This is a genomic window from Streptomyces triticisoli, from assembly GCF_003270085.1.
Lineage (GTDB): Bacteria > Actinomycetota > Actinomycetes > Streptomycetales > Streptomycetaceae > Streptomyces > Streptomyces triticisoli.
This window is the reverse complement of sequence record NZ_QFDQ01000119.1, coordinates 19,672-44,003: the sequence shown is the minus strand read 5'-3', so window position 1 is coordinate 44,003 and position 24,332 is coordinate 19,672. Positions and strand designations below refer to the sequence as shown.

Sequence of the window (24,332 nt, the reverse complement as noted above, 5' to 3'; positions counted from 1 at the left end):
CGACGGTGACGCGGCCGGCCCCGAGCGTCAGGGTGGCGTGGGCGACGGCGGCGCCGGCGCCGCCCGCGCCGAGCTGCACCACGCGCTCCAGCGGGGCGTCGGGCAGGCCGCGCGCGAAGGAGGCGGCGAAGCCGGTGACGTCGGTGTTGTGACCGGTGGCCCGGCCGCCTTCGAAGACGACGGTGTTGACCGCGCCGAGCGCCTCGGCCTGCGGGGAGAGGGCGTCCAGGTGTTCCAGGACGAGCTGCTTGCAGGGGTGGGTGATGTTGAGCCCGTCGAAGCCGAGGTCGCGGGCGGAGCGCACCAGGTCTCCGACCGCCTCGGGCGGGGCGCCGAGGCGGTCGATGTCGATGAGCCGGTACAGCAGGCGCAGGCCCTGCCGGTCGGCCTCCCGCTCGTGCAGCGCCGGACTGAGCGACGGGCCGATGCCGGAACCGATCAGTCCGACGAGATACGAGTCCTTGGCCACCGGGGGTCCTCCTGAGCGGGTTCTGCGGGCTGCGGGTTCTGCGAATTCTGCGGGCTCTAATGTACGAACCAGTACGTTAGCTATATCAGCCCCTCCGGCGGTTCGGGAAGTCCCGGCCTCTGCTTCTACAATCACGAGCCAGATACGCGCCCCATGCCCGAAGGACCGTGATGACCAGCGTCGAGGAACCGGCACGACCCCGCGGGCGGATCCGCGACGCCGCCCGCACCAGGGCCGAGATCCTCGACGTGGCCACCCGGGAGTTCGCCCGGGCCGGCTACGACGGGGCCCGCGTGGACGAGATCGCCGCCCGCACCCGCACCACGAAGCGGATGATCTACTACTACTTCGGCGGCAAGCAGCAGCTGTTCACGGCCGTGCTGGAGCGGGCCTACGGGGTGATCCGTGACGCCGAGCAGCAGCTGGACGTCGACCACCTGGACCCGGTCGCGGCCATCCGGCGCCTGGCGGAGCTGACCTTCGACCACCACGAGCAGCACCCCGACTTCATCCGCCTGGTGAGCATCGAGAACATCCACGAGGCGGAGCACATCGCGGCCTCCGGGAAGCTGACGGCGATCGGCTCCCCGGCGCTGGACGTGATCCGCCGGATCCTCGCCGCCGGGCAGGAGTCCGGCCTGTTCACGGCCGACGTGGACGCCGTCGACCTGCACGCGATGATCAGCTCGTTCTGCTTCTTCCGGGTCGCCAACCGGCACACCTTCGGCGCCCTGTTCGGCCGCGACCTGACCGACCCCGCCCGGCGCGAGCACTACCGCGCCATGCTCGGTGACATGGTCATCGCCTACCTGACGGCGGACCGCGCGGAGGACTGAACACCAGTCCGGTCATCAGTCCGGCATCAGTCCGGCTGATCGCACTCCACCCCTTGACAGAAGGGGAACACGGGCCGCAGCATCCCTGCGCAACCACTGCTAACTAACCAGTGGGTTAATTACCTGGCTCGCACCCCCGAAGGAGCCCCCGTGTCCGTCCCCGCCCCGTCCCCCGACGCCGCCGCCCCACCCAGCCAGCCGAAGAAGGCCGCCGCGGCCGCCTGGGTCGGCAGCGCGCTCGAGTACTACGACTTCTTCATCTACGGCAGCGCGGCCGCGCTGATCTTCCCGAAGGTCTTCTTCGACGACTCCGACCCGGCCACCGCGACCCTGCTGTCCCTGGCCACCTTCGGTGTCGCCTACGCCGCCCGCCCCATCGGCGCGCTGTTCCTCGGTCACTTCGGCGACCGGCTGGGCCGCAAGAAGATCATGGTCTTCACGCTGATGCTGATGGGCGTGTCGACGTTCCTGATCGGCTGTCTGCCCACCCGCGCCCAGGTCGGCACCCTCGCCCCGACGCTGCTGGTGCTGTGCCGGGTGCTGCAGGGCATCTCCGCGGCCGGTGAGCAGGCCAGCGCCAGTTCGATGAGCCTGGAGCACGCGCCGGGGCACCGGCGGGGCTTCTTCAGCAGTTTCACGCTCAGTGGCACTCAGGGCGGGCAGCTCATCGCCACGCTCGCGTTCATCCCGATCGCCGCGCTGCCCGAGGAGCAGTTGCTGTCCTGGGGCTGGCGGGTGCCGTTCTGGGCGAGTGTCATGGTCGCCGTCGTCGCCTACCTGATCCGCCGCAGACTGGCCGAGACGCCGGCGTTCGCGCAGCAGGCGGCCGGCGAGGGAGTGGTGAAGCTGCCGCTGGTCGTGCTGGTGCGCGAGCACTGGGCGGATGTGCTGCGGGTGGTCGCGGGCGCGCTGATCGCCTCGGTGAGCACCATCTTCACCGTGTGGGCGCTGGCGTACGCCACCAGTGACGCGGTCGGCATGTCCCGCTCGTCGATGCTGTGGGTGGGCGTGTTCGCCAACGTCGTCGCACTGGGCGCGATCCCGCTGTGGGCCGCCCTGTCGGACCGTATCGGCCGGCGCCCGGTGTTCCTGGTCGGCGCGGTGGGCAGCGCGATCACCATGTTCCTGTACCTGTGGGCGATCTCCACGGGCTCCTACCCGCTGATCCTGCTCCTCGGGATCGTCACCTTCGGTGTCGTCTACAGCGCCGCGAACGGTGTGTGGCCCGCCTTCTACGGCGAGATGTTCTCCACCCGGGTCCGGCTGTCGGGCATGGCGGTCGGCACCCAGATCGGCTTCGCGGTGGCCGGCTTCGCGGTCACCTTCGCCGCCGAGATCGCCGGCCCGGACGGCAGCGGCTGGACGGCGGTGGCCCTGTTCACGGCGGCCCTGTGCGTCCCGCCGGTGATCGCCGCCCTCTCCGCCCGCGAGACCCACAAGGTCCCCACGGAGCTGCTCGGCGAGCGCGGCGGCCGGCGGTCGTCACAGCCGCAGACGGTCTCGGCCTGACCTCGCACCCCAGGCACCGGCCCTGCACCCGCGGCCCATGTCAGGGCCGCGGGTGCGGTGGTTCGTACAGCGTGCCTCAGCCGTTGTTGGCGCCCTTCGGGATACCGTACGCCCGCTCCACCCCCAGCCGCAGCACCAGGCGCCGGTCGCGGACCATCGCGGCGCGGAAGTCGTCCCAGTCGGGGTGCTCGCCGAGGACGTCCCGGTAGAGACGGACCAGCTCCTCGACCGTCTCGTCGTGCGGGTCCTGCGCGACCGGCGAGAGGTCCGCGGTGCCCTCCGCGACCGTGTAGGCGCGGCGGTCCGGGCTGGTGACGTGGTACGAGGCACGCGGGTCCCGACGCAGATTGCGGGTCTTGGCGCGGTCGTCGGTGATCGAGACGCGGATGACCCGCTCGTCCGGGTAGTAGGCATGGCCGACGTTCGACAGCTGGGGCCGTCCGTCCCGCTTGAGGGTCACCAACACTCCTCCGTGCCCCTCGGAGAGCAGCGTGAGCAGGGCGTCCTGTCCGGGGTCGTGCGCTGTGTCCTGAGTCATACCCTGGTCAACCCTCCCGACCGGAGCATGCATTCCGCGCCGACCCGGGTCCCTGCGTCAGGACAGGTGGGCCACCGCGTCCAGGTGGGGCAGGTGGTGGTCCAGCCGCTCCCGCTTGGTGCGCAGGTAGGTGATGTTGTTCTCGCACGGCGGGATCAGCAGCGGAACCTGCTCGGCGACCTGGATTCCGTGCCGTACCAGCGACTCGCGCTTGCGCGGGTTGTTGGACATCAGCTTCACCGAGCGCACGCCCAGGTCGCGCAGCATCTCCGCGGCGGCGCCGTAGTCGCGGGCGTCCACGGGCAGGCCGAGGGCGAGGTTGGCCTCGACGGTGTCCAGGCCCTCCGCCTGCAGGGCCATCGCCCGCAACTTGGCGAGCAGGCCGATGCCCCGGCCCTCGTGCCCTCTCAAGTAGACGACGACGCCGCTGCCTTCGGCGACGACGGCGCGCAGGGCCGCGGTGAGCTGGTCGCCGCACTCGCAGTGCTGCGAGCCGAAGGCGTCCCCGGTCAGGCACTCCGAGTGCAGCCGGACCAGAACCCGGTCGGTGCCGATGTCGCCGTGGACCAGGGCGACTTGTTCGTCACCGCGGTCGTGGTCCAGGTAGCCGACCGCCTGGAATTTCCCGTACACGGTGGGCAGAGGGGCATTCACGACGCGCTCCACGCCCGTTCGCCGGGGGGACTTCTTGCCGAGTACACCGAGGTTTTCTGTCATGATCTGGTTCCTAAGCAGAGACGAAAGGCCGGAAAACAATGAGTGGTTCGGGAACGCGGCCGACGGCATACGGGGTGTTGCCGGCGGACACGACGCAAGACGTACGGACGCGGGGAGCGGACCTCTCACGGCAGGTGGCGGTCCTGCCGGTGGGCAGTTTCGAGCAGCACGGCCCGTTCCTTCCGCTGGCGACCGACACGCTGGTCGCCTGTGCCCTTGCCCGCCGGATCGCCGACACGTACCCGGTGCACCTTCTCCCACCGGTGACGATCTCCTGCTCGCACGAGCACGCGGCCTGGCCGGGGACCGTCAGCATCTCTTCCGTGACCCTTCATTCGGTGGTGCGGGACATCGCGGACTCACTGCGCCGCTCCGGTGTCGAGGCCCTGGTGGTCGTCAACGGTCACGGCGGGAACTACGTGCTGGGCAATGTGGTTCAGGAGTCCTCCGCGCGCGGTGAGCGCATCGCGCTGTTCCCGGCCGTGGAGGACTGGGAGACGGCCCTCGAACGGGCCGGGGTGCGCACCTCGCTGCTCACCGACATGCACGCGGGGGAAATCGAGACCTCCATTCTTCTGCACGCTCATCCGGAAATGGTCCGGGCCGGTTACGAGTCCGCCGATTTCACCGCGGACGACCGGCGTCATCTGCTCACCGCCGGAATGTCCGCCTATACCGAATCGGGCGTCATCGGCCGTCCTTCCCTGGGGTCCGCGGAAAAGGGGAAGGAACTGCTGGACAGCCTCGCGGCGTCCTTCGCACCGTATTTCTCGCTGCTCACGTCGGAGGACGGGAAGCTGCCGGAGAGCGGGCGCGGGTAGTCGTCGTCGGGTGCGCCGTGATGTGCGCCGTCGGGTGCGCCGTGGGATGCGCTGCCGGGTTCCGGGGCCGGTTCGGCGGTACGGGTGGGGGACCCGGCGCGCATCCCGGTGTACCAGCGGGCGACGAGGACGAGCGCGCCCGGCAGGCTCGCCACGAGGCACAGCACCCCGTACACCACCGCCACGGCCAGTCCGGTGCTCGCGCCGAGCCCGGCCGCGCCGAACGCCCAGGCGGTGGCGCCCTCCCGGGGGCCGAACCCGCCGACGTTCAGCGGCAGTCCCATCGCCAGCAGCGCGAGGACCGCCAGCGGGAGCAGCACGAGCACCGGGGCGGTGGAGCCGGCGATGTGCGCGGCCACCACGAACATCGCGACATGCCCGGTCAGGACGGTGAGCGAGGACAGGGCGACGCCCGGCCCGTTGCGGCGGGACAGCAGACCCTCGCGCGCCTCGCCGAGGGTACGGCGCAGGGCCCGGCCCCGGCGGGAGGGCGCCCGGTTCATGCGCAGGGCGAGGACGACGGCGAGCGCGCCGGCGGCCCCGAGGACGAGCAGCGGCGCGAGGTTCCGGGTCTCCTCGCGCACCGGCGACGGCAGGGTGAGCAGCACGATGACACCGGTGACGGCGAGGGCGACCTGCCCGGCGACCCGTTCGAGGACCACGGTCCGCACGCCGCGTCCCATGTCACCGGCGCTCTGCCCGTGCCGCACCGCCCGGTGCACATCGCCCAGCACCCCGCCGGGCAGCGCCGCGTTCAGGAACAGCGCACGGTAGTAGTCGGCCACGGCCGGGCCGAGCGGCAGCCGGATGCGCAGGCCGCGGGCCACCAACTGCCAGCGCCAGGCGCTGAACACGGTGGTGACCAGGCCGATGCCCAGTGCCGTGAGCAGCGTGGGCGCATCGATCCGGCGCAGCCCTTCCAGGAAGACGCCCGTGCCCAGCCGCCACATCAGGACGGCGAGGATGGCGACTCCGGCGACGGTGCCGAAGTGGGTGCGCAGGGCCGGGGTGTTGAGACGGGAGAGCAGCGCGAGCAGCTTGTGCCCGCGGCCGGACGTGCCGGTGGCACCGGTCGTACGGGACTCCCCCGCATCGGCGCGCACCCTCGGCACGTCCACCGTCTGCACGCTCATACGGCGCCGCCGGTCGGCCGGGACAGCGCCAGCAGGTCGCTGTGGTGGACGACGACGCTCAACTCCCCGGCGGCGCAAGCCTCCAGACGCTCGGTGAGGTAGCGGTCGGCGCGCTGCTTCAGCTCGGGGCGCTGTTCGACGGCCGCGCCGACCCAGCCGCGCAGCCACTGTGCGGTCAGTTCGCGCCGGTCGGGGCCGAGCCGCCAGGGGCTCGGGTGCGTCCGTACGGTGGCGCCGTGCGCGGCGAAGGCCTCGCAGGCCACGTCGACCGCGTCGGGGCCGAGCAGGCCGGTGCGGCGCTGGTGGGCGTTGAACGCCTCGGTGATCTCGGCGTCCAGCGGATCGGCCGGGGTGATCTCGACCCGGCCCACCACCGACAGGGTCAGCAGTGCCGGGCAGCCGGCTCCGGCGCAGGCGGCGGCGAGGGTGTCGATCTCCTCGCGGGTGAGCACGTCCAGCAGTGCGGAGGCCGTCACCAGCGAGGCGCCGGCCAGGGCGTCCGGGGTCAGCCGGGCCACGTCGCCGCGCCGTGTCTCCACGGTGACCCTGCTGCCGTCGGCGGCGGCGCGCGGGGAGGCGACGGCGGCGAAGTGCAGCAGGTAGGGGTCGCGGTCGTGCAGGATCCAGTGCTGGGCGCCGTCCAGCCGGGGGGCGAGCCAGCGGCCCATCGAGCCGGTGCCGCAGCCGAGGTCGTGCACGACGAGCCCGCCGTGCCGGTGGGGCAGGTTGGCGAGCCGGATCCGCAGCGGATCGAGCAGGTCGGTCGCCCGCGCGGCGGCGTCGGCCACCTCCCTGAGCTGCAGCCACTCGGGCGCGTACCGGGGTGGTTCCTCGTCCTCGTCCTCCCGGAGCCGCACGGTGGTCCGCTCCCCGGGCCGCTGCGCGGGTCCGGCGCCCGGGATCACCTCCGCGCCCCCGGAACCGGCGCCGACCACGATGTGGGGCTCGCGGTCGGCGCCGGAGACTGCGGGGTGGGGCGCCGGGGAGGCGGTGCCCTGCGGGGGCTGCGGGGGCTGCGGCATCTGCTGGGTCTGCTGGGGGAACGCGGTGGATTCCGTCATGGCCGACGGGTCCTTTCCTACGGGCGGGGACACCGACGAGGCCGGCTGCCCCGGCGCGACCGGTGCGGGGTCGGACGGCTGGTCCCCCAGGCCCGTGCCCGCCGCCTCTGCCGCCTCCGCGGCGTCGCGCGGGCCCGGCTGGGGCGGGATTCCGCCGGTCAGCCGGTCGGTCCCCGTGGAGGGCATCGCGGAGGTCGTCGCGGAGGCCGTCGTGGGAGCGGTCGTCTTCCTCATGCCGCCCTCCGGGGTTCCTTCGGCAGCCGGCCGAGGACGCCGGCCAGGCTGCGGGCGGTGTTCGCCCAGCCGTCGAGGGCTGCGCGGCGGCCGCGGGCGGCGGCCTTGAGGCGGCGCCGTACGTCGGCCTCGCCGAACCAGCCGCGCAGCTCGGCGGCGAGGGCGGCGGGGTCCTCCGGGGGGACGAGGATGCCGGGCACGCCGCCGTCGGGGGCGCGGCCGACCGCCTCGGGGACGCCGCCGACGTCCGTGGCGAGCACGGGGATGCCGCGCGCCAGGGCCTCGGTGACGGCCATGCCGTACGTCTCGGCGTAGGAGGCGAGGACCATGAGGTCGGCGGTGGCGTAGCTGGCGTCGAGTTCGGCTCCGGCCTGCGGTCCGGCCAGGTGGAAACGGTCCTGCAGGCCGTGCTTCCCGATCAGGTCGCGCAGCTCGGCGACGTAGGCCGGGTCCTGGGTGAGCGCGCCGACGCATGTGCAGGTCCACGGCAGGTCGGTGACCCCGGCCAGCGCCTCCACCAGCCGGTGCTGGCCTTTGCGCGGGGTGACCGCGGCGACGCACAGCAGCCGCGAGATCCCGTCGGTGCCGGGGGCGAGCGGCGCGATGTCGGCGCCGGGGGTGGCGGCGTGCACCCGGTCGGGGGCGAGCCCGTGGTGGGAGACGAGTCGGCGCACGGCCCAGTCGCTGGTGGCGACGACGGCGGACACCGCCCGCAGCACTTCGCGTTCACGCGCGTCCAGCTCCGCGGCCACGGCCGGGTCGAGCCCGGTCTCGTCGCCGAGCGGCAGGTGCACGAGGACGGCCATGCGCAGCCGCTCGGCCTCCGGTACGACGATCTCGGGGACGCCGCAGGCGACCAGCCCGTCGAGGAGGACGACGGCGCCGTCCGGCAACTCCCTCAGGACGCGGGCGAGTTCCGTACGGGCCTGGGCTTCCGGCCGGGGCCAGTTGCCGTCCACGGCGTGGCCCTGGACCTGCCAGCCGAAGCCGGGCAGGTCGAGGGTGACGCGGCGGTCGTAGGCGTTGCCGCCGCTCGGTGTGGCCGGGTCGTCGACGCCGCCCGGCAGGACGAAGTGCACGGTGCGCAGGGACATGGGGATGATCCCGGAGTTCTCGGAGGCCGCGCGCTGGGCGGGCACGTAGGCGAGGGACGGGCCCCGGCGGATGGTCATGGCGGTCGGCTCGGTCACAGCGCACGCTCGTAACTCGCCCACGCGATGTGCGACTCGTGGAGCGTGACGGTGAGGCCGGCCAGGCCCTTGGCGTTCTCGCCCAGGGCGCCCTTGTGGACGCGTTCGGCGAGCCGGTCGGCGATGACCTTGGCCAGGAACTCCGTGGAGGTGTTGATCCCGGCGAAGTCGGGTTCGCTGTCGAGGTTGCGGTAGTTCAGCTCGCTCACGACCGCGCCCAGCTCCTGCGTGGCCAAGCCGATGTCGACGACGAGGTTGTCGTCGTCCAGCTGCTCGCGCCGGAAGGTGGCGTCCACGAGGTACGTGGCTCCGTGCAGCCGCTGCGCGGGCCCGAAAACCTCGCCGCGGAAACTGTGGGCGATCATGAGGTGATCACGGACTGTGATGCTGAACAACGGACGACCCTCCAGGTGCGGCGCGTCTGGCTCCTCCGGCTGATCCCTGCCGGGGGATGCCGTGTAGTACGGCTCTTTGCTTCCCGTTGTTCAGCCGCCTCTCACTCTTTTCTGAGGTCAGGCGCTCTTGTCGTACCTCGCTGAACGGGCAGCCACGGTCATTCGGCGTACCTGACCCGGTGGCACAACGCCGGGATTTCCCCGGAGGCGAGCTTCGACATGACCTCCGGCAGGTCCTCGAACGCGCTCTCCCCGGTGATGAGGGCGTCCAACGCCGGGTCGGCGAGCAGTTCGAGGGCGAGGGCCAGCCGGCCGGCGTAGCCGCGGCCGGTGCGGCGGGCCGGGGAGACGGTGCCGACCTGGCTGCTGCGGATGACCAGCCGTCGGGAGTGGAAGGCCTCGCCGAGCGGGAGGGCGACGCGCCGGTCGCCGTACCAGCTCAGTTCGAGGACGGTGCCCTCGGCGGTGAGCAGTTCCAGCGCGCGGGCGAGCCCTTGCTCGGTGGCGCTGGCGTGCACGACGATGTCGCACTCGCCGAGCGCGTCCCCGGGCAGGGCGAAGCCGACGCCGAGCGCGGCGGCGACCTCGGCGCGGGCGGGGTCGGCGTCGACCAACTGCACGCGCACGCCGGGGAACCGGGCCAGCAGGGCGGCCACCGAGCAGCCGACCATGCCCCCGCCGACCACGGCGATCCGGTCTCCGATCAGGGGCGCGGCGTCCCACAGCGCGTTGACGGCGGTCTCGATGGTGCCGGCGAGCACGGCCCGCTCGGCCGGCACGTTCTCGGGCACGCGGGTCACGGCGCTCGCCGGGACGACGTAGCGGCTCTGGTGCGGGTGGAGGCAGAAGACGGTCTGCCCGGCCAGTTCCTCGGGGCCCTGTTCCACCACGCCGACGCTGAGGTAGCCGTACTTCACCGGCCCCGGGAAGTCGCCCTCCTGGAACGGCGCCCGCATGGCGCTGTGTTGGCTCTCGGGCACCTGTCCCCGGAACACGAGCGTCTCCGTGCCGCGGCTGACTCCGGAGTACAGCGCGCGGACGACCACGTCGCCCTCCGCGGGTTCCGGAAGGTCCACCTGGCGTATCTCGCCGTGGCCCGGCGAGTCGAGCCAGAAGGCACGGGCGGAGTTTTTCATCGGGCGTCCTCCTGAACGATCGGGAAGTTGCTCACGTACCGAGGTGTGCACAGGCCGCGCACAACGTACGCGGCGTTGATCGACTCTGTCACTCGGCCGGAGGGTGTGCGGTGGCCCTGAACAACCATTACGACGCGAGGCTGGTCCAGCAGGAGACCGCGGTGGGAGCGGGCGTACAGGTCCTGTTGCTGGCCTTGCTCGGCACGGCGATCGGCATGGGGCCGGTGGGCTGGGTGACCGGCCTGGTCTTCGCCATCGCAACCTGGGCGGTGCTCTCCCGGGCACTGCACCGGTCGCGGCTGCGCTCCTTCGGCGCGGCGAACCGGGTCACCCTGGGCCGGGCCACTCTCGTCGGCGGTGTGACGGCGCTGGTCGCGGACTCCTTCGAAAGCGCACCTCCGGTGTCGCTGCTGGTGGGTCTGACGGCGGTGGCGCTGATCCTGGACGGCGTCGACGGCAAGGTGGCCCGCCGCACGGGCACCTCCACCGCGCTCGGCGCCCGCTTCGACATGGAGGTCGACGCGTTCCTGATCCTGGTGCTCAGTGTGTACGTCTCGATGAGTCTCGGCCCGTGGGTGCTGCTGATCGGCGGCATGCGGTACGTCTTCGTCGCCGCCGCCCGCGTACTGCCCTGGCTGAACGCGCCGCTGCCGCCGAGCACCGGGCGCAAGACGGTCGCCGCGCTCCAGGGCGTCTGTCTGCTGGTGGCCGGCTCCGGCCTGCTGCCCCTGGTGGCCAACTTCGGTGTGGTACTGCTGGCGTTGGGCCTGCTGGTGTGGTCGTTCGGACGGGATGTGCTGTGGCTGTGGCGGACCTCTCGGGTGCGGGTCGGCACCGCCGGGATCGGCAGGGTGCTTCAGGCCGCCGCCCCGGTCGAGGACGTACTGGAGACCGCGCGCGCCGCGTGACGTCACCCGCCCTTGGGGAGCCAGGATCCCGGTGGATGTGATCCCGGTCCTGCGGGAGCTGCGGAACTGCCGCCCAGGAGGGCCGATCGGCTACTCGACGCCCGCCGCGTCGAGCAGCCGGACCAGATCCTTGCGCCCGTACCCCAGCAGCGAGGCACGGTGAGCGGCCATCAGCAGCAGGTGCGCCACGATCTGCGCCGCGTAGCCGTTCTTGTCGGCGCCGAGCCACTCCTGGGGTTTCTCGATGCCGAGGCTGTTCATCACCAGCCCGTGCTCACGGCGGATCTCGGCGACGGTGCCGGTGACGGCGTCCAGAAGCGACTTTCCGGGGCGCTCGCATTCAAGAGCGAAGCGCCCCCAGTCAGCCGGAAAGCATCCCGCGGGCGGACGCTCCCGCAGACCCGCGTACCGCTCGTCCCCGAACCCGCCGGCGTCGAACGCGTCGTCCACCAGGGAGAACCGGTGATACCCCGGCGGAACGGGAGGCGGTGGGGGCGTGTACTCCCAACCGGCGTCCTCATGCAGCAGCCGCTTGACCTCTTCCTCGTCGGCGAGGGTCACGGTGAATCCCGACTCCTCGTTCCGACCGGTGGTCGTGCCGTCCTCGTTGCGCCGGAAGTACAGCCCCATGTCGCGTCTCCTTCGATGTCGTTGTGCCGGAAGATCCCGTCACCCGTCGAACGAGCCGCCCCCACCGCCCGTGCCCACCACGCCCAACATCACCCGATCGAGCGAAACAGTCGGGACGGGTGCCTCAGACAGCCTCCCGCCCCGGTGCGCGCGCACGATCTCCGCGTACCGGCTCCCACTGCCCTCCGCCGTACGCCCGGTCGAAGTTGTCCAGCAGCAACCAGGCGAAGCAGCCCGTCGGCGGGGCGCCCTTGCGGGCCGCGGCGCACGCGGCCAGGTAACTGGACCGCCAGGCCGTACCCCAGCAGCAAGTGGCAGGAAGCACGGGCCGAGGGAGCCCGTCGTGAGTTGCTGCAAGGGGGGATCACACCGGTTGGGTGCCGACGACCGAGTCGCACATAACTCGCAAAAGGTATGAATAAGGTCACCCCGCCGGGGGACTCGTTCCCTTGACCTCCCTCACGGAACGGAGACCCATCGAATGATCATCAAGAAAATGCACGAAATGGGCATCCGTAGCGAGCACGCCTACCTCGCCGGCATCGTCTCCATCGGATTCAGCGTGGCTGCCTGGGCGGGCAGCCTGAAGATGGAGCCCGGCGCCGGTCTCGACCGCGCCGACCGCTGGGGCATCTTCGTCGGCGAATGGGCACCCACCTTCTTCGGCCTCGGCCTCGCCCTCTCCCACTACGAACAGCAGGACGGCACCATCACCGCCGCCAACGTCCACGAACTCCGTGAACGGCAGAAGGCACAGGCCGTCTGACAGAGACGGAACCAGCACCACCTCCGGCGGAAGAAGCGGGCGCAACGCACAGAACGCTCCCGCGACCGGTGTCGTGAGAGCGTTCGTGCCCAGGACTGCCGGCGATCAACGGTCAGGACCGGTCCCTCCCGAAGTGGCGCGGGAGGGACCGGCGTACGGCTAACCGGCCGGGCTGGGAGCCGGGGCCGGGCTCGGCACAGGAGCGTATCCCGCGGGGCGGGTCGTGAAGATGCCCCGGCCCCGGGTCCGGCTGCGCAGCCGGGTCGCGTAACCGAAGACCTCGGCCAGCGGAACGGTCGCGGTGATCACCGTCGTACCGGCGCGCGTGACATGATCCGAGACCCGGCCGCGCCGTGCGGCGAGGTCGGCGAGAACACCGCCCACGGCGTCCTCGGGAACGGTCACCGTCGCCTCGACGACCGGTTCCAGCAGGCGCATCGCACAGGCACGCAGCGCCTCACGGAGACCGAGCCGCCCGGCTGTGCGGAACGCCATCTCGGAGGAGTCCTTCGGATGGGTCGCCCCGTCGGTCAGCGTGACGCGCAGCCCGGTCACCGGATGACCGCCGAGCGGCCCTTCGGTCAGGGCGTCACGGCAGCCGGCTTCGACCGCACGGACGTACTCCTGCGGCACGCGGCCACCGACGACGACCGACCTGAAGGCGAAGCCGTTCCCGCTGTCGCCGGGCGCCACCGGCTCGACGTCCAGGACGACGTGGGCGAACTGCCCTGCCCCGCCGTCCTGTTTGACATGCCGGTGGAGCACGCCGGACACCCCGCGCACCACCGTCTCCCGAAAAGCCACCCGAGGCTGGCCCTCGTTGACGTCGATCCGGTGGGCCTGACGCAGCTTCTCCACGGCCACCTCCAGGTGCAACTCCCCCATGCCCGACAGCACCGTCTGCCCGGTCTCGGCGTCGGTCCGCACGACCAGCGAGGGATCCTCCTCGGTCAGTCGTGCGAGGGCGGACGCCAACCGGTCGACGTCCGTTCGCGTGCGCGCCTCGACGGCCACGGAGACGACGGGCTCGGCCGCACCGGGCGGTTCGAGGACGATCGGAGCCCTGGGATCGCACAGGGTGGAACCCGCGTGGGCTGACTTCAACCCGACCACGGCGACGATGTCCCCGGCGAGCGCGCGTTCGAGTGGCACCTGCCGGTCGGCCTGCACGCGCAGGATCCGCCCGATGCGCTCGGTGCACCGCGCGGTCGGGTTCCACACGGTGTCTCCTTTCTCGATCGAGCCCGAGTACACACGGAGGTAGGTCAGCCGCCCGGTGGCGGTGGCGTTCACCTTGAAGGCGAGCGCGGCGAAGGGAGCCGCCGGATCGGCGGTCCGCTCCTGCCCCTCGGGCCCGTCCTGCGTGCCGTACACGGCGGGAACGTCGAGCGGCGAGGGCAGGTAGGCCACGACGGCGTCGAGCAGCGGCTCGATCCCCCGGTTGCGGTAGGCGGAACCGCACAGCACGACGACACCGTCACCGGTACGGGTCAGATCGCGCAGCGCGGTGACGAGCGTGGCCGGGGACAACGTCTCCAGCTCGCAGTACTCCTCGAGTGCGACCGGATGTCGTTCGGCCACCGCCTCCTCCAGGACCCGCCGCCGGCGTACGGCCTCCTCGCGCAAGGAGCCGGGCACCGGAACGACGTCGCTGCCGTCGCCGCCGTCGTCCCAGAGCAGGCCACGCATACGCACCAGATCGACGACACCGCGGAACCCGCTCTCCGCCCCGATGGGCAGTTGCACGACCAGCGGGACCGGGTGCAACCGCTCCCGCACGGATGCCACGGCGGCGTCGAGATCCGCCCCGACCCGGTCCATCTTGTTGACGAACGCGATCCGGGGCACCCCGTGCCGGTCGGCCTGCCGCCACACCGACTCGCTCTGCGGCTCCACACCCGCTACGGCGTCGAACACGGCGACCGCTCCGTCGAGCACGCGCAGCGACCGCTCGACCTCGTCGACGAAGTCGACGTGCCCCGGAGTGTCGATCAGGTTGAGCCGGTGCCCGTCCCAGACACAGCTCACGGCCGCCGAGGAGATGGTGATGCCCCGCTCCCGCTCCAGCGGGTCGAAGTCGGTGACGGTCGTCCCGTGGTGCACGTCCCCCCGCTTGTGCGTGGTCCCGGTGGCGAACAGGATCCGCTCGGTGACGGTGGTCTTGCCGGCGTCGACGTGGGCGAGGATGCCGAGGTTGCGGAGAGCGGCGAGAGGGTTGACGGTGTTGCGCACAGCCCGTGGCCTTTCACTGATGCGGAAAAAGGGCAGCGCTATTTCCCGGACGAGGAGAGACAGACGTGCCTACTCGACCCACCCGGCCGACAGTTCGGCAGTTGGTCGGGCCGTCCTCAGCGGTACTGGCGTACTGAGTCAGATCCTCGGCAGGGACATCCGGTACCGGCCGCGCAGCGAGCACCGGACGGACCGAGACACCAGGATCACCTCGGAACGCGACGGGGGAACGACGACAGCGACGCGGTCACGCACGGCCGGGCTCCCCTCTCTGATCGCGGTGCGCGCCGCCACGGACCGGGCTACGCGCAAGGTGTGGCGACCCTAACAGCTTCGACTGCGCGAAACGTATCGAATTCCGCGTCTCTTCAAGGCACTTCCCTCGTCAGCGCTGGTGATACGCCCGGTCCCGGCGAATGACGTCGCCCGCCCGGACCGGCATCAGTACCGTGCGCTCTTCATGCGCCGCCTCCGTCGAGTCGACGTCGAGTCGACCGCGAACGCCGCCGGCAATGCGTCCAGCGTGAGACCGGAATCGCAGCCACGAGCGGCTGGTGCATGTCCGCAGGCGCCGCTCATGCGCACGGTGCCCGCTCAACGCCCGGCAGCCGAGCAGGTGCCCGCCGGCGACCGACCCGTGCAGCGAGACAGGACGCGGAACCCAACGTCGCGTCGATGTAAGTTTCTTTCATCGAATGCTAGCGATTTGGTAACTATTTTCACCCCACTCGTTGACCAGGCACGGCGCGCTGGGAACGGTAGGCCGATCAAGCCGCTCCCGTCTCTCTCCAGGAGTCCGCGTGACCGACACTGCGAACCACGGCTCGGCCGCACGTCGCCCCACCCGCCGCGTGCTGCTGCGAGCCGCAGGACTGATGGCCGGTCTGGCCGCCACGGGGTTGCCCGTCCCTACTGCCGCGGCAGCCACCGTCGACGGCACCGCGACCGCGTACCGCGACCGCGAACTGCGTGGCGAGTGGATCGCCACCGTCGCCAACATCGACTGGCCCTCACGGACCGGACTGAGCCCCGCCGCACAGCAGGCGGAGTTCATCGCGCTGCTCGACCACGCCGGATCGATCGGGCTGAACGCGATATTCGCGCAGGTCCGCCCGACGGCCGACGCCTTCTGGCCGTCACGCCACGAACCGTGGTCGCAGTACCTGACCGGCACTCAGGGCCAGGATCCCGGCTACGACCCGCTGGACTTCATGGTCGAGGCCGCGCACGAGCGCGGACTGGCCCTGCACGCGTGGTTCAATCCGTACCGCGTCTCGCAGCAGTCCGACGTCACCAGGCTCGTGCCCAGCCACCCGGCGCGGCTGCATCCGGAATGGATCGTCTCCTACGGCGGCCAGCTGTACTACAACCCCGGCATCCCAGCCGTCCGCGCCTTCGTCGAGGACGCCATCATGGACGCGGTAGAGCGCTACGAGATCGACGGCGTCCACTTCGACGACTACTTCTACCCCTACCCGGTGAGCGGCCAGGACTTCCCCGACGACGACGCCTTCGCCGCGTACGGCGCGGGCTTCACCGACCGGGCCGCCTGGCGCCGGCACAACGTGGACCTGCTGGTGCAGGAGATGCGCGACCGGGTACGCGAGGTCCGGCCCGAGGCGGCGTTCGGCATCAGCCCTTTCGGCATCTGGCGCAACGCCTCGAGCGACCCGCGGGGCTCGGCCACCAACGGCACCCAGTCCTACGACGCGATCAACGCCGACACCCTGGGCTGGGTGCAGAAGGGCTGGGTGGACTACATCGCCCCGCAGCTGTACTGGAACATCGGTCTCCCGGTGGCCGACTACGCCGTCCTCGCTCCGTGGTGGGCGCAGGCGGTCCGCGGCACCGACGTGCAGCTGTGGATCGGCCAGGCCGTGTACAAGGTCGGCAACCCCGCCCAGCCGGCCGCCTGGCAGGACCCGGCCGAGCTCTCCCGGCACCTGACGATGGACAAGGGGCTGCCGGAGATCAACGGCGAGATCCTCTTCAGCGCCACGGACGTGACCGCCGACCCGATCGGCGCGATCACCCAACTGACCGCCGACCACTGGCAGCGGCCCGCGCTGCCACCGGTCCTGCCGAGGCTCGCCCGTGGGCCCGCGCCACTGCCCCCGCTCGCGTCGGCCGCCCGGACGGCCGACGGCGGGCTCCGGATCGAGGTGCGCTCCCGCGGCAACCACGTCCCCGCGCTGTACGCACTGCGGCAGCACACCGCCGGCGACGACGGCCTCGTGGCGGTGCTCCCGGGCGCCCGCCACACCCAGTGGACCGTTCCGACGGCCCCGGAAGGCGCGACGTACACGATCACGTCAGTGGACCGCGCCAACCGCGAGAGCTCCCCGATCACCGTTCGAATGCCCCGCCGCTGACACGGCATCACCACCCGCAGCCCGGCCCGGTCCCGGCCGCTCAGGGCCGGGCCGGGCTGCGGAAGAACCTCGGAATCCGGGAGGCACACCGCCGCACCTGGGCGGCCCACGGGCGGCTTGCTCGCCGAACCGCTACGCCTTCGACCGCCGCCCGTGCCACCTCCGCGACCGCTGATGACCAGTCCAGGACGCACCCCGGACGAGCCCGTGAGCGAGCGTCAGCAACCCTCCGGCATCAACGGGGCCATGACACTCATCGCGAGATCGCGATACGGCAGATCCACTGTCGGGCAGTCCGTGATACCCAGTTCCTTCTCGACCCGCTCCACGACCGCCGCCGCGGCAACCGGGTCCGCGCTCAGCACCTCGGTCTCCACGAACACGCCGAGGTCGGCCACGGTGTCGATGCTCACCGTCACCTCCGACTCGTCCTGGTGCCTGAAGGACGTGCGGTGCTTCTCGACACGCACCAGCAGGCGCATGCCGACCGCCTCCAACAGTTGGTCTGCCATCGCGGCCTGTCCGGCGTCGGCGAGCAGCAGGTTCGTCTCCGGTTTCGAGATCACGTCGTCCGCGCGGTGCGTGGCCGACGTCGACGGCGGCTTGTACGTGACCTCCGCGAAGTCCCCGCGGCGCCGGACCCGAAGGCACTCCACGGTCTCCATGAAGTCCACGTCCGGGCGGCTGTAGTACGTGTCGACCTCAGTCACCGTCTCCGCGGCCTGCCAGCCCAGCTTCATCAGCAGCTCGGTCAGACGCCCCCCGGTACCGGGCAGTCGCCGCTTCCGCTCCACCTCGATCACTTTGCCGTCCATCTCATCCTCCGTTGATCGCCGAATACACCCGCGCCAGGCTCGACTTGCTGCACCACTGCTGCAGGCACTGCATCCCCTGGCTCAACGAGTCGGAGTCGTCGACGGAGACGTTCGTGAAGAGCACCAGCTGCTTGGCGTCCCTGAGCGGGTTCGGGATCGCGCGCCGTAGATAGCGCTGGTAGTACGCCCGGTCCCGGCGAATGACGTCGTCCACCCGGACCGGCACCAGTACCGTGCGCTCTTCCAACGCCGCCTCCGTCGAGTTGACCGCGAACGCCGCCAGCAACGCGTCCAGCGTGAGATACGCGTAGGTCTCACGCCCTTCTCGCGTAACCCAACTCCGCCAGACTTCGCCGCACACGCCGTCATCGCGCTCCGCCAGCTCGAGGAACGCGTTCAACGCGATGTCTGTGCATTCGTCGAAGACATCCCCGTCCACGGTCCAGTGGTCCATGTACTGCTCGCTCAGCGCGAGCAGCATCCCTTTCTGCGAGGCCGGCAACCAATCGGTGTCCGTCAGGAAGAAGTGGACCCGCTTGTGCCCGTACCTCGCGTCGATCCAATCCCCGGCCAACGGGCCCTCGAGGAACGGCGTGAATCCGAGCACACCCGACCGCCACACGTGATCCCGCAACGTTATGTAGTGGCGCTGCACCTCCCGGAATACCCCCACTGGCGCCGAAGCGACCACACCCGTCCGCTCGCACAACCGCTCCACCGGCACGATCCGCGAATCCTGCCGGAACACGACCAGGTCGGAGGCACTGTGGTACGGGTGCGTGCCCTCGCCGAGATACTGCGGGACGAACATCCGCAGGAACCGCAACCATGAGCGGCTGGTGTACGTCTGCAAGCAACGATCGTGCAGTGACGGCGCCTTCACCGCGTACACGTCCCGGTAGGCGAACATCCCGCCCGGGCGTAACACCGTGGGAATGGTGCGGATCATCGAATGAAGTCCGTTGTAGCCACCCCCGTACGAGTACACCTCGTGCAACAGCGCCGAGGCGCTGACCACATCCACCGGTCCGTTGAGAATGTTCGCGATGTCCTGGGCGAAACCGGTGACGAGCTCACACCGGCCAACCCGGCTGAAGTCGTCCATCGCCTGCTCCAGCGATGTCGACACCACCCCTGGAACCTCTACCAACGTGAGGCGGACGTCCCGAGCCCGGTCTTCACCGGCGGCCAGTTGGGAGGCCAAGAACGCGACTGAGGAGCCGCCGCCCGGCCCGATCTCCACCAGGTGTGGGCGATCGGACCGGACACGCTCAAGTGCCCGCAGCGCCAGGTGTCCCTTCTCCTCGCCATGCGCGTTCGCCGCGACGTCGATGTAGCCAGCCGCCGTCTTCAGGCTCGTCGAGAACGTGGCTCCAGCCATGTCCTGCACCAGCCTCAGATCTCGGTGGTGACGAACGGCGCCGACAGTGGCATGTCGACATCGAAGACCTGGGCGAGGAGGTAGCGGGCCATCGTGTCGTGCTCCAGCTCGCCGCGCCCGGCCGGCACGGTCGACAGCCGGTCGCCGTTCTTTCGCCGGTTGTTCTCAGGTGCGAGACATGTACTCTTCTGCATGAGCAGTCCTTTCGTGATGGTGAGGACTCACTGATCGCGAGTGGCGACTCGCGATTGGCAGAACAGGCCGGGCGTGGCGACGCCTGGCCGTTCGTTTTCTCCTGCTCGGCCGCCTTGCTCTCTTCTTCTACGAAGTTGAAGGGCATGGCGCTCCTCACTGAGTGTGTGGCCTCGGCCACCCTCGCGAGCAACTGTAAGAGGTTTGTTGAGGAGTTCGCAATGCTCGTGTCTGCGCCGAACACACGCAAGCCCCGGCGCGTGGTCGCCGGGGCTTGCGATTGGCCTGGTCAGAACTCGTACTGCACCTCATACAGATGACCCGCCTTGGCCATGATCTCCGCCTGGATCGGCTTGTCACCCACGCTGTACGTCACGCGGAGCTGGCGCAGCACAGGCAACTTCGTCGGCATCCGGAGCGCCCGTGCCTGCTCCGGGGTAGGCCAGCGCGCCGCCACCTTGTCCACGCAGCGCAACGGCGGGAAGCCCGCCTGCAGAAGGACACGCCCGGCGCCCCCCTTGATCTTCCGGTTCTCCGCGATCGGCGTGCCCCGCGCCAAATCGAGCGGGAAGTAAACCTCGACCAGCTCGCACGGCTGGTCGTCCAAGAACAGCACCTGACGTCGCAGCAACGCCTTCCCGTTCTCCTCCAGCCCGAACACCTCGCGGACGGCGGCTGGCGGAACGACTTCTTCTACGGCCAGCAGCTCGGACCTGCCGGTCACCCCCTTCTGCTCGACAGCTGCGATCCACTGGTACTTCCCGCCATCTGTCGGCGGGTTCTTGTAGTTGGCCGGGGCCATCGTGCGCTGTCGATGCTGCCGCGCATACACACCGGCTCCTTGCCGCGTGTAGGCCAGCCCTTCTTTCTCCAGGATGGTGACGGCGTTCCGGATCGTCTGGGCTGCGGCGCCGAACATCTCGGTCAGCTTGCGGCTGGATGGGAGTTTCTGGCCTGGTGGGAAGTCGCCGTTGAGGATGCCGTCGCGCAGGTAGGCGGCGATCTGGTCCTGGACCGGCCAGACGCTCTCTTCCTCATGCAGATCTGCCATGTCAGTCGACCTTCATTGAGTAGTGGAGCCGCCCAATGCGGCCAGGGCTGACCATGACCGACACCTCATAGGGGCGGCCGCCGGCAGTGCTGATTGTCCGAGTGAGGGTGAGCACCCATTCACTGTCGTCGGGGAGGTGCAGGGCTTCCGCTTCCTCATTCGTGGGCCGCCGGGTCTGGATCTCCTCGGTGACCTCGCCGGGGCGGTGGCCGAGTTCGGCGAGCAGGGATACGGTGCCGCCGCGGATCCTGCCGGTTCCCGCCAGAGGTGTTCCGGCTGCGACGGCCGTTGGCCAGTAGGAGTTCGCCAGCTCGATCGGCTGCCCGTCGAGAAGGATCAGGCGCTGCCGCGCTATGACACTGGCCCCTGCTGTGAGCCCCAGCGCGTCCGTGACGGCTCGAGGTGCCGGGGTTTCCTCCGCCTTGAGGATGCGTTGCGTGCCGGTGCGGCCCTGGTCTGCTGCTTCTTTGCCCCAGGTGTCACCTTGGCCGCTCTGGATGTAGGGCGTTGAAGATCCGGTCCAGCGGTCGTCTGTCACTCGCGCTCCTCCAGTTGCCGACTTCTCTTGAGATGTACATCAGCTTTCCAACCATAAGCCGACGTTACGACGGGCGGCGGAGTGCACGAGAGCCCTTGGACCGGGCGAAAACGTTGCCCGGCCATCCACTTCGGCCGGCCCAGGCGGGAGGGGGCGTTAGGCATGGGAAGCCATCCGAATCCTGTTGGATGTCGTCGTAGCGCTCCGCATCACCGACCTCGGCAACTGGACATCCACGACGTGACCACCCCTCAGGCTGTGCATGCGGATGCGGGCCGCCGACTACGACCCGGACCTTCCGCACTCCATCGGCACCCTGGCCTGCGTGGCCGGTATTGACACCTGGCTGACTGCCGTCCTGCCGTACGAGGAGGCAGTGAGGGCCGCCGAGACGCACCGCGTCCAGCACGATGCGGACCTGCTCGTAGAACGCTGCTGTCGGCGGTCACGTAATTACGTGACCGCCGACGCTCCGAAGCGGGGTGGCACGGTGACCTCCTCGATGGAACAGGTCGGGGAACGGTCAGCGGTGGCGCCAGAACTGGTAGGCCTGGAAGACCTCCATCCGCCAGTGCATTTCGAGAGACACGTCCGGCACTCGGGGTCGGCCGAGGCTGTAACGGATGTGACGATACAAACCGTGGGGCGAAAGGTCCGCACCGGCGACCAGCGCGGACAGCAGGGGCTCGTCAGCCGACGTGTTCCGGTCGACGGCCACGAGGATCTCCCCTTGGTCGTCCGGATGGAGGTAGGGCAGCGCCCCTTCCATCCGGCGGCGCAGTTCTCCCCACGTGATTGTGGTCCCCGCGCGCGCCGCGTCCTCGAGAATGGTGCGCACGCAGTCGGCCAGTGAACGGATGACAGTCGCGTCCAGGCGAGAAGCGGCCCGACTGTCGTCTTGCGGGGTCAGGAGGTCGTCGGCGTTGCTCTCCTTCGTCTGCAGCCGATGCCGGAGGTTGCCGCGCCAGCGTCCCAGCCGTTTCTTCTCTGCCTCCGGCAAGGGGCTGGAGAGGCGGTGGCGCAGCCGGTCGATCTCCGCCAGGGCAGAAGCGAGTTCGTCGGCTGTCAACGCGGCCCTTCGGATCCCGAGATCCTGGAGGACGCTCCGGATGGCTCGCAGCGAGGGGTCCACCACGGGCTTCGGTTCCTGGTCGCGAACCCATTGCTTGAACTCGCGCACTAGTCCGGTGGCCGCTTCACGGTCCTGGGGCGAGAGACGCAGGGCGTAGACGGGTCCCATGCTGCTGCGGATGCGCTTCGCCCGCACGAGGTCTCCTGCGTCGCGTGCGGCACGAAACTCGGCGACCATCCCGTCGAACACCCGACGAGCCTCGGCGTCACGCGCTTTGGTCTGCTCGGGATCCTCCCGGTTCTCCTGCTCCCGCAAGGAAGGAACCTCCTTGCGGGAGCTGAAGACAGTGCGCCAGTGCTGCAGTCGATCCTTGGTAAGCCTCGGCAGGAAAGGATCCCCGATCCGCGACACCAGATGGTCCGCCTCATGCATGATCCGATAGAGATCCAGGAACGGGAGCTCGGCGCCCTGGTCGTCGAGATACCGGAGGATGACTCTGAGACGCACTCGCGGTTCCTCACCCGGACGGGCGGGGGGCAGATCTGAGTGCTTGGTAACCGGCTTCGATGCCGCACGGAGTGCACGGTGCAGACGCTGCTGGTGCTCCCTCCAAATGTCGGCCGCCCGTGCCGCGTCGGTCCAGTGGGGCCAGCCGAGCGCCAGGAGCACCTGGCGGAAGAAGGAGGGCGGTGCGCTGTTCGGCTGTGCCTGGGGGGAGAAGGTGACCAGGCTGGACAGCAAGGGGCGATGTGTCTCGGCGCGAGGTGCGTCAACGGCGGTGAGCAGCCGGAGCCGACGCTCCTGGCTGACGTCCTGGGCACGTATCAGGCACTGTTCGAGCAGCTCGTTCCACGTAACGGTGGCGCCCTCTCGGGCGGCCTTGAGCAGGACGTCACGCAGTTCGGCTGCGAGACGGTCATCCGGGATGGGCGTGACGGCCGCTGATCCTGCGGTGAGCGACGCCGACGTCTTCTCCGTGCCTGTGTCGGTTCTCGGAGCCGTACTCTCCCGCACGGCGGGAGACGCTGCCGTAGCCAAGGGGCTCTCCTCCACGGGCACCGGGCTGGGTGGCTTGAGCAGCTCCCATTCCGCGGCCTTGCCTGCGGTGAGGCGGGTGATGCCTTCGGCCCGTAGGGTCCACCGCGAGGCGCGGTCGTCGTCCTGCGGGCCGCGGAGCACTGCCGCTCGCTCGGTCAGTACGTACACATGGTGCGGCTTCAGAACCACACTCTCGGCCGGCAGGGAGATCCGGGCGCGGAACACGGTCGATCCCAGAGGCTGCGCGTCCGCGTCGTAGAGGCTGCGGCCGTTCTCCTCGGACGACAGTGTGGCACCAGTGAAGGCGACACGTCCGGGCACGAGTGGGAGGGCGGGGCCGTCGGCAGGAGTGGCCGGGGCCTGCTTTCGTTCTGCTGCGGGCCGGGGCAACTCCTGCGGTGACTGCGCCTTCTTGCTCCGAATCCCGGCCGGGGTCTCTTCCAGGGATGGTGTGATGATGCCGGCGGGGACCAGGCGGCAGTGCTCAAGCTTCGTCCACTCGACCTGATGACCGGGGAGCTGTGTTCCGACGGAGACGACGCGAGTGCCGTTCGCGGTCTCGCACCGGAAGCGCAGGGCATGTCCACTGGCCTCGACTTCGTACGCAGCGAGTTGGCTCTCCGGCCCGTACATCCGAATGGTGGACGGTTTGCCACTGGGCGCGGCGAGACGTTCTCCGTCGGCTCGCCATTCGGTGAACGACCGCCGAGCCATCTGAATGTGAATCAGGCGCCGCTTCTTCTGCGAGCCGAAGCGGATCTCGATGGCGTCGCTACGGGCGTTCTTCTGCCTGACGTACTCGACACTGACTTTCGAGTGGCCTCGGCTACGAAGCCAATTGCTGATGGCCTGGCCAATGTACAGGTGGTCCGCGCTGCTCTCTCCCAGGGCGGTGCGGCTGCACCTGACCGGCGGCCGGTGGGCGAAATGCGACTTCTTGTCGTCGCAGGCACGCAGAGTGAGCAGTTTTCCGCACCCGCCGAGGAGCACACCACAGGTGAAGGCGTTGGCACCGTGTTCCTGACGGAGCCGGGCTGCGGCTTGTTTCTCGTAGGGCAGGAAGAGAGGGAGATGGCCGTTGGGGCCACCCAACACGGCGGTTTGAACCTTGCGGGTGTCCTCTTCATGACCGGATGAGAACATCGGAGGCCGTCTCCTTGTTACACGTACCAAGCATCGAGGGATCAGGGGCGACGAACTGCCGGTCGGGTCGCGCTCCGATCACGACTGCCGTCGGAAGATCATGAGCGCCGCGATTACCCGTTCGACCATCCGGCGATGCCGTCTTGAGATCACTC

At 70.1% G+C, this 24,332-nt stretch carries 20 protein-coding genes and 3 pseudogenes; 6 read left to right on the top strand and 17 right to left on the bottom strand.

Annotated features, from left to right (window positions below):
* Positions 1 to 469: shikimate dehydrogenase (locus tag DEP02_RS18145; protein ID WP_117434529.1), on the bottom strand; the 469-nt coding region annotated here is incomplete at its 3' end.
* Positions 470 to 639: 170 nt separating this feature from the next.
* On the opposite strand from DEP02_RS18145, the gene DEP02_RS18140 reads away from it, so the two are divergent.
* Both DEP02_RS18140 and DEP02_RS18135 read left to right on the top strand, forming a co-directional pair.
* Entirely contained in the window at positions 640 to 1,305 is a 666-nt protein-coding gene (locus tag DEP02_RS18140; RefSeq protein ID WP_112468650.1) for a TetR/AcrR family transcriptional regulator, read from the top strand.
* A gap of 150 nt (positions 1,306 to 1,455) precedes the next feature.
* Positions 1,456 to 2,814 carry an MFS transporter gene (locus DEP02_RS18135; RefSeq protein WP_112468648.1) on the top strand — a complete coding sequence of 453 codons (1,359 nt, stop codon included), beginning with the start codon at positions 1,456 to 1,458 and terminating at the stop codon, positions 2,812 to 2,814.
* A gap of 76 nt (positions 2,815 to 2,890) precedes the next feature.
* Here the strand turns inward: DEP02_RS18135 and DEP02_RS18130 are convergent, their stop codons facing one another.
* Both DEP02_RS18130 and ribA read right to left on the bottom strand, forming a co-directional pair.
* Positions 2,891 to 3,352, bottom strand: a complete 462-nt coding sequence (locus DEP02_RS18130; RefSeq protein ID WP_112468646.1) for a PPOX class F420-dependent oxidoreductase — start codon at positions 3,350 to 3,352, stop codon at positions 2,891 to 2,893.
* Positions 3,353 to 3,409: 57 nt separating this feature from the next.
* Positions 3,410 to 4,069 carry a GTP cyclohydrolase II gene (ribA, locus tag DEP02_RS18125; protein ID WP_112468644.1) on the bottom strand — a complete coding sequence of 220 codons (660 nt, stop codon included), beginning with the start codon at positions 4,067 to 4,069 and terminating at the stop codon, positions 3,410 to 3,412.
* A gap of 38 nt (positions 4,070 to 4,107) precedes the next feature.
* Between ribA and DEP02_RS18120 the strand changes: the two are divergent.
* Positions 4,108 to 4,770, top strand: a pseudogene (locus tag DEP02_RS18120) (creatininase family protein); the annotation flags it as partial.
* On the opposite strand, the gene DEP02_RS35880 reads toward DEP02_RS18120, so the two are convergent.
* From DEP02_RS35880 to DEP02_RS18095, 5 genes are all read right to left on the bottom strand, one after another.
* A complete protein-coding gene (locus DEP02_RS35880; RefSeq protein ID WP_232839172.1) occupies positions 4,740 to 6,023 on the bottom strand; it encodes a lysylphosphatidylglycerol synthase transmembrane domain-containing protein in 1,284 nt (427 codons plus the stop codon). The pseudogene DEP02_RS18120 and the gene DEP02_RS35880 overlap by 31 nt on opposite strands.
* Positions 6,020 to 7,045, bottom strand: a complete 1,026-nt coding sequence (locus DEP02_RS18110; protein WP_438947775.1) for a methyltransferase domain-containing protein — start codon at positions 7,043 to 7,045, stop codon at positions 6,020 to 6,022. The genes DEP02_RS35880 and DEP02_RS18110 overlap by 4 nt, the downstream gene beginning before the upstream one ends.
* Positions 7,046 to 7,314: 269 nt before the next feature.
* Positions 7,315 to 8,490: a glycosyltransferase family 4 protein gene (locus tag DEP02_RS18105; protein WP_112468656.1), complete on the bottom strand. Its 1,176-nt coding sequence runs from the start codon at positions 8,488 to 8,490 to the stop codon at positions 7,315 to 7,317.
* A gap of 14 nt (positions 8,491 to 8,504) precedes the next feature.
* Positions 8,505 to 8,903 (bottom strand): 6-pyruvoyl trahydropterin synthase family protein, encoded by a 399-nt coding sequence (locus DEP02_RS18100; protein WP_112468639.1) that lies wholly within the window; start codon positions 8,901 to 8,903, stop codon positions 8,505 to 8,507.
* Between the two features lie 158 nt (positions 8,904 to 9,061).
* On the bottom strand, positions 9,062 to 10,039 hold the full coding sequence (locus tag DEP02_RS18095) for a zinc-dependent alcohol dehydrogenase (protein ID WP_112468637.1): 978 nt from the start codon (positions 10,037 to 10,039) through the stop codon (positions 9,062 to 9,064).
* 110 nt (positions 10,040 to 10,149) lie between these two features.
* Here DEP02_RS18095 and DEP02_RS18090 point away from each other — a divergent pair, with 110 nt between their 5' ends.
* Positions 10,150 to 10,947, top strand: a complete 798-nt coding sequence (locus DEP02_RS18090; RefSeq protein WP_112468635.1) for a CDP-alcohol phosphatidyltransferase family protein — start codon at positions 10,150 to 10,152, stop codon at positions 10,945 to 10,947.
* A gap of 90 nt (positions 10,948 to 11,037) precedes the next feature.
* Here the strand turns inward: DEP02_RS18090 and DEP02_RS18085 are convergent, their stop codons facing one another.
* Together DEP02_RS18085 and DEP02_RS34815 are read right to left on the bottom strand one after the other, a co-directional pair.
* Positions 11,038 to 11,577 carry a hypothetical protein gene (locus DEP02_RS18085; protein ID WP_112468633.1) on the bottom strand — a complete coding sequence of 180 codons (540 nt, stop codon included), beginning with the start codon at positions 11,575 to 11,577 and terminating at the stop codon, positions 11,038 to 11,040.
* Between the two features lie 39 nt (positions 11,578 to 11,616).
* Positions 11,617 to 11,857 (bottom strand): annotated as a pseudogene (locus DEP02_RS34815) (hypothetical protein); the annotation flags it as partial.
* Positions 11,858 to 12,058: 201 nt separating this feature from the next.
* Here DEP02_RS34815 and DEP02_RS18075 point away from each other — a divergent pair.
* Positions 12,059 to 12,343: a hypothetical protein gene (locus tag DEP02_RS18075; RefSeq protein WP_112468630.1), complete on the top strand. Its 285-nt coding sequence runs from the start codon at positions 12,059 to 12,061 to the stop codon at positions 12,341 to 12,343.
* A 159-nt stretch (positions 12,344 to 12,502) separates the two neighbouring features.
* Here the strand turns inward: DEP02_RS18075 and fusA are convergent, their stop codons facing one another.
* Positions 12,503 to 14,575 (bottom strand): elongation factor G, encoded by a 2,073-nt coding sequence (gene fusA, locus DEP02_RS18070; RefSeq protein WP_112468628.1) that lies wholly within the window; start codon positions 14,573 to 14,575, stop codon positions 12,503 to 12,505.
* A gap of 875 nt (positions 14,576 to 15,450) precedes the next feature.
* Between fusA and DEP02_RS18065 the strand changes: the two are divergent.
* Positions 15,451 to 16,629: pseudogene (locus tag DEP02_RS18065) on the top strand (glycoside hydrolase family 10-like protein); the annotation flags it as partial.
* Positions 16,630 to 17,165: 536 nt separating this feature from the next.
* Here the strand turns inward: DEP02_RS18065 and cyaB are convergent.
* From cyaB to DEP02_RS18035, 6 genes are all read right to left on the bottom strand, one after another.
* Positions 17,166 to 17,762 (bottom strand): class IV adenylate cyclase, encoded by a 597-nt coding sequence (cyaB, locus tag DEP02_RS18060; RefSeq protein ID WP_112468626.1) that lies wholly within the window; start codon positions 17,760 to 17,762, stop codon positions 17,166 to 17,168.
* 1 nt (position 17,763) lies between these two features.
* Positions 17,764 to 19,143, bottom strand: coding sequence for a class I SAM-dependent methyltransferase (locus DEP02_RS18055; RefSeq protein WP_112468652.1), 1,380 nt, complete (start codon positions 19,141 to 19,143; stop codon positions 17,764 to 17,766).
* Between the two features lie 14 nt (positions 19,144 to 19,157).
* Positions 19,158 to 19,337: a hypothetical protein gene (locus DEP02_RS18050; RefSeq protein ID WP_112468624.1), complete on the bottom strand. Its 180-nt coding sequence runs from the start codon at positions 19,335 to 19,337 to the stop codon at positions 19,158 to 19,160.
* A gap of 287 nt (positions 19,338 to 19,624) precedes the next feature.
* Positions 19,625 to 20,386: a GntR family transcriptional regulator gene (locus tag DEP02_RS18045; RefSeq protein ID WP_112468621.1), complete on the bottom strand. Its 762-nt coding sequence runs from the start codon at positions 20,384 to 20,386 to the stop codon at positions 19,625 to 19,627.
* A 1-nt stretch (position 20,387) separates the two neighbouring features.
* Positions 20,388 to 20,924 carry a GntR family transcriptional regulator gene (locus DEP02_RS18040; protein ID WP_112468619.1) on the bottom strand — a complete coding sequence of 179 codons (537 nt, stop codon included), beginning with the start codon at positions 20,922 to 20,924 and terminating at the stop codon, positions 20,388 to 20,390.
* A 523-nt stretch (positions 20,925 to 21,447) separates the two neighbouring features.
* Positions 21,448 to 24,177, bottom strand: coding sequence for a hypothetical protein (locus DEP02_RS18035; RefSeq protein WP_157977478.1), 2,730 nt, complete (start codon positions 24,175 to 24,177; stop codon positions 21,448 to 21,450).
* Positions 24,178 to 24,332 lie beyond the last annotated feature (155 nt).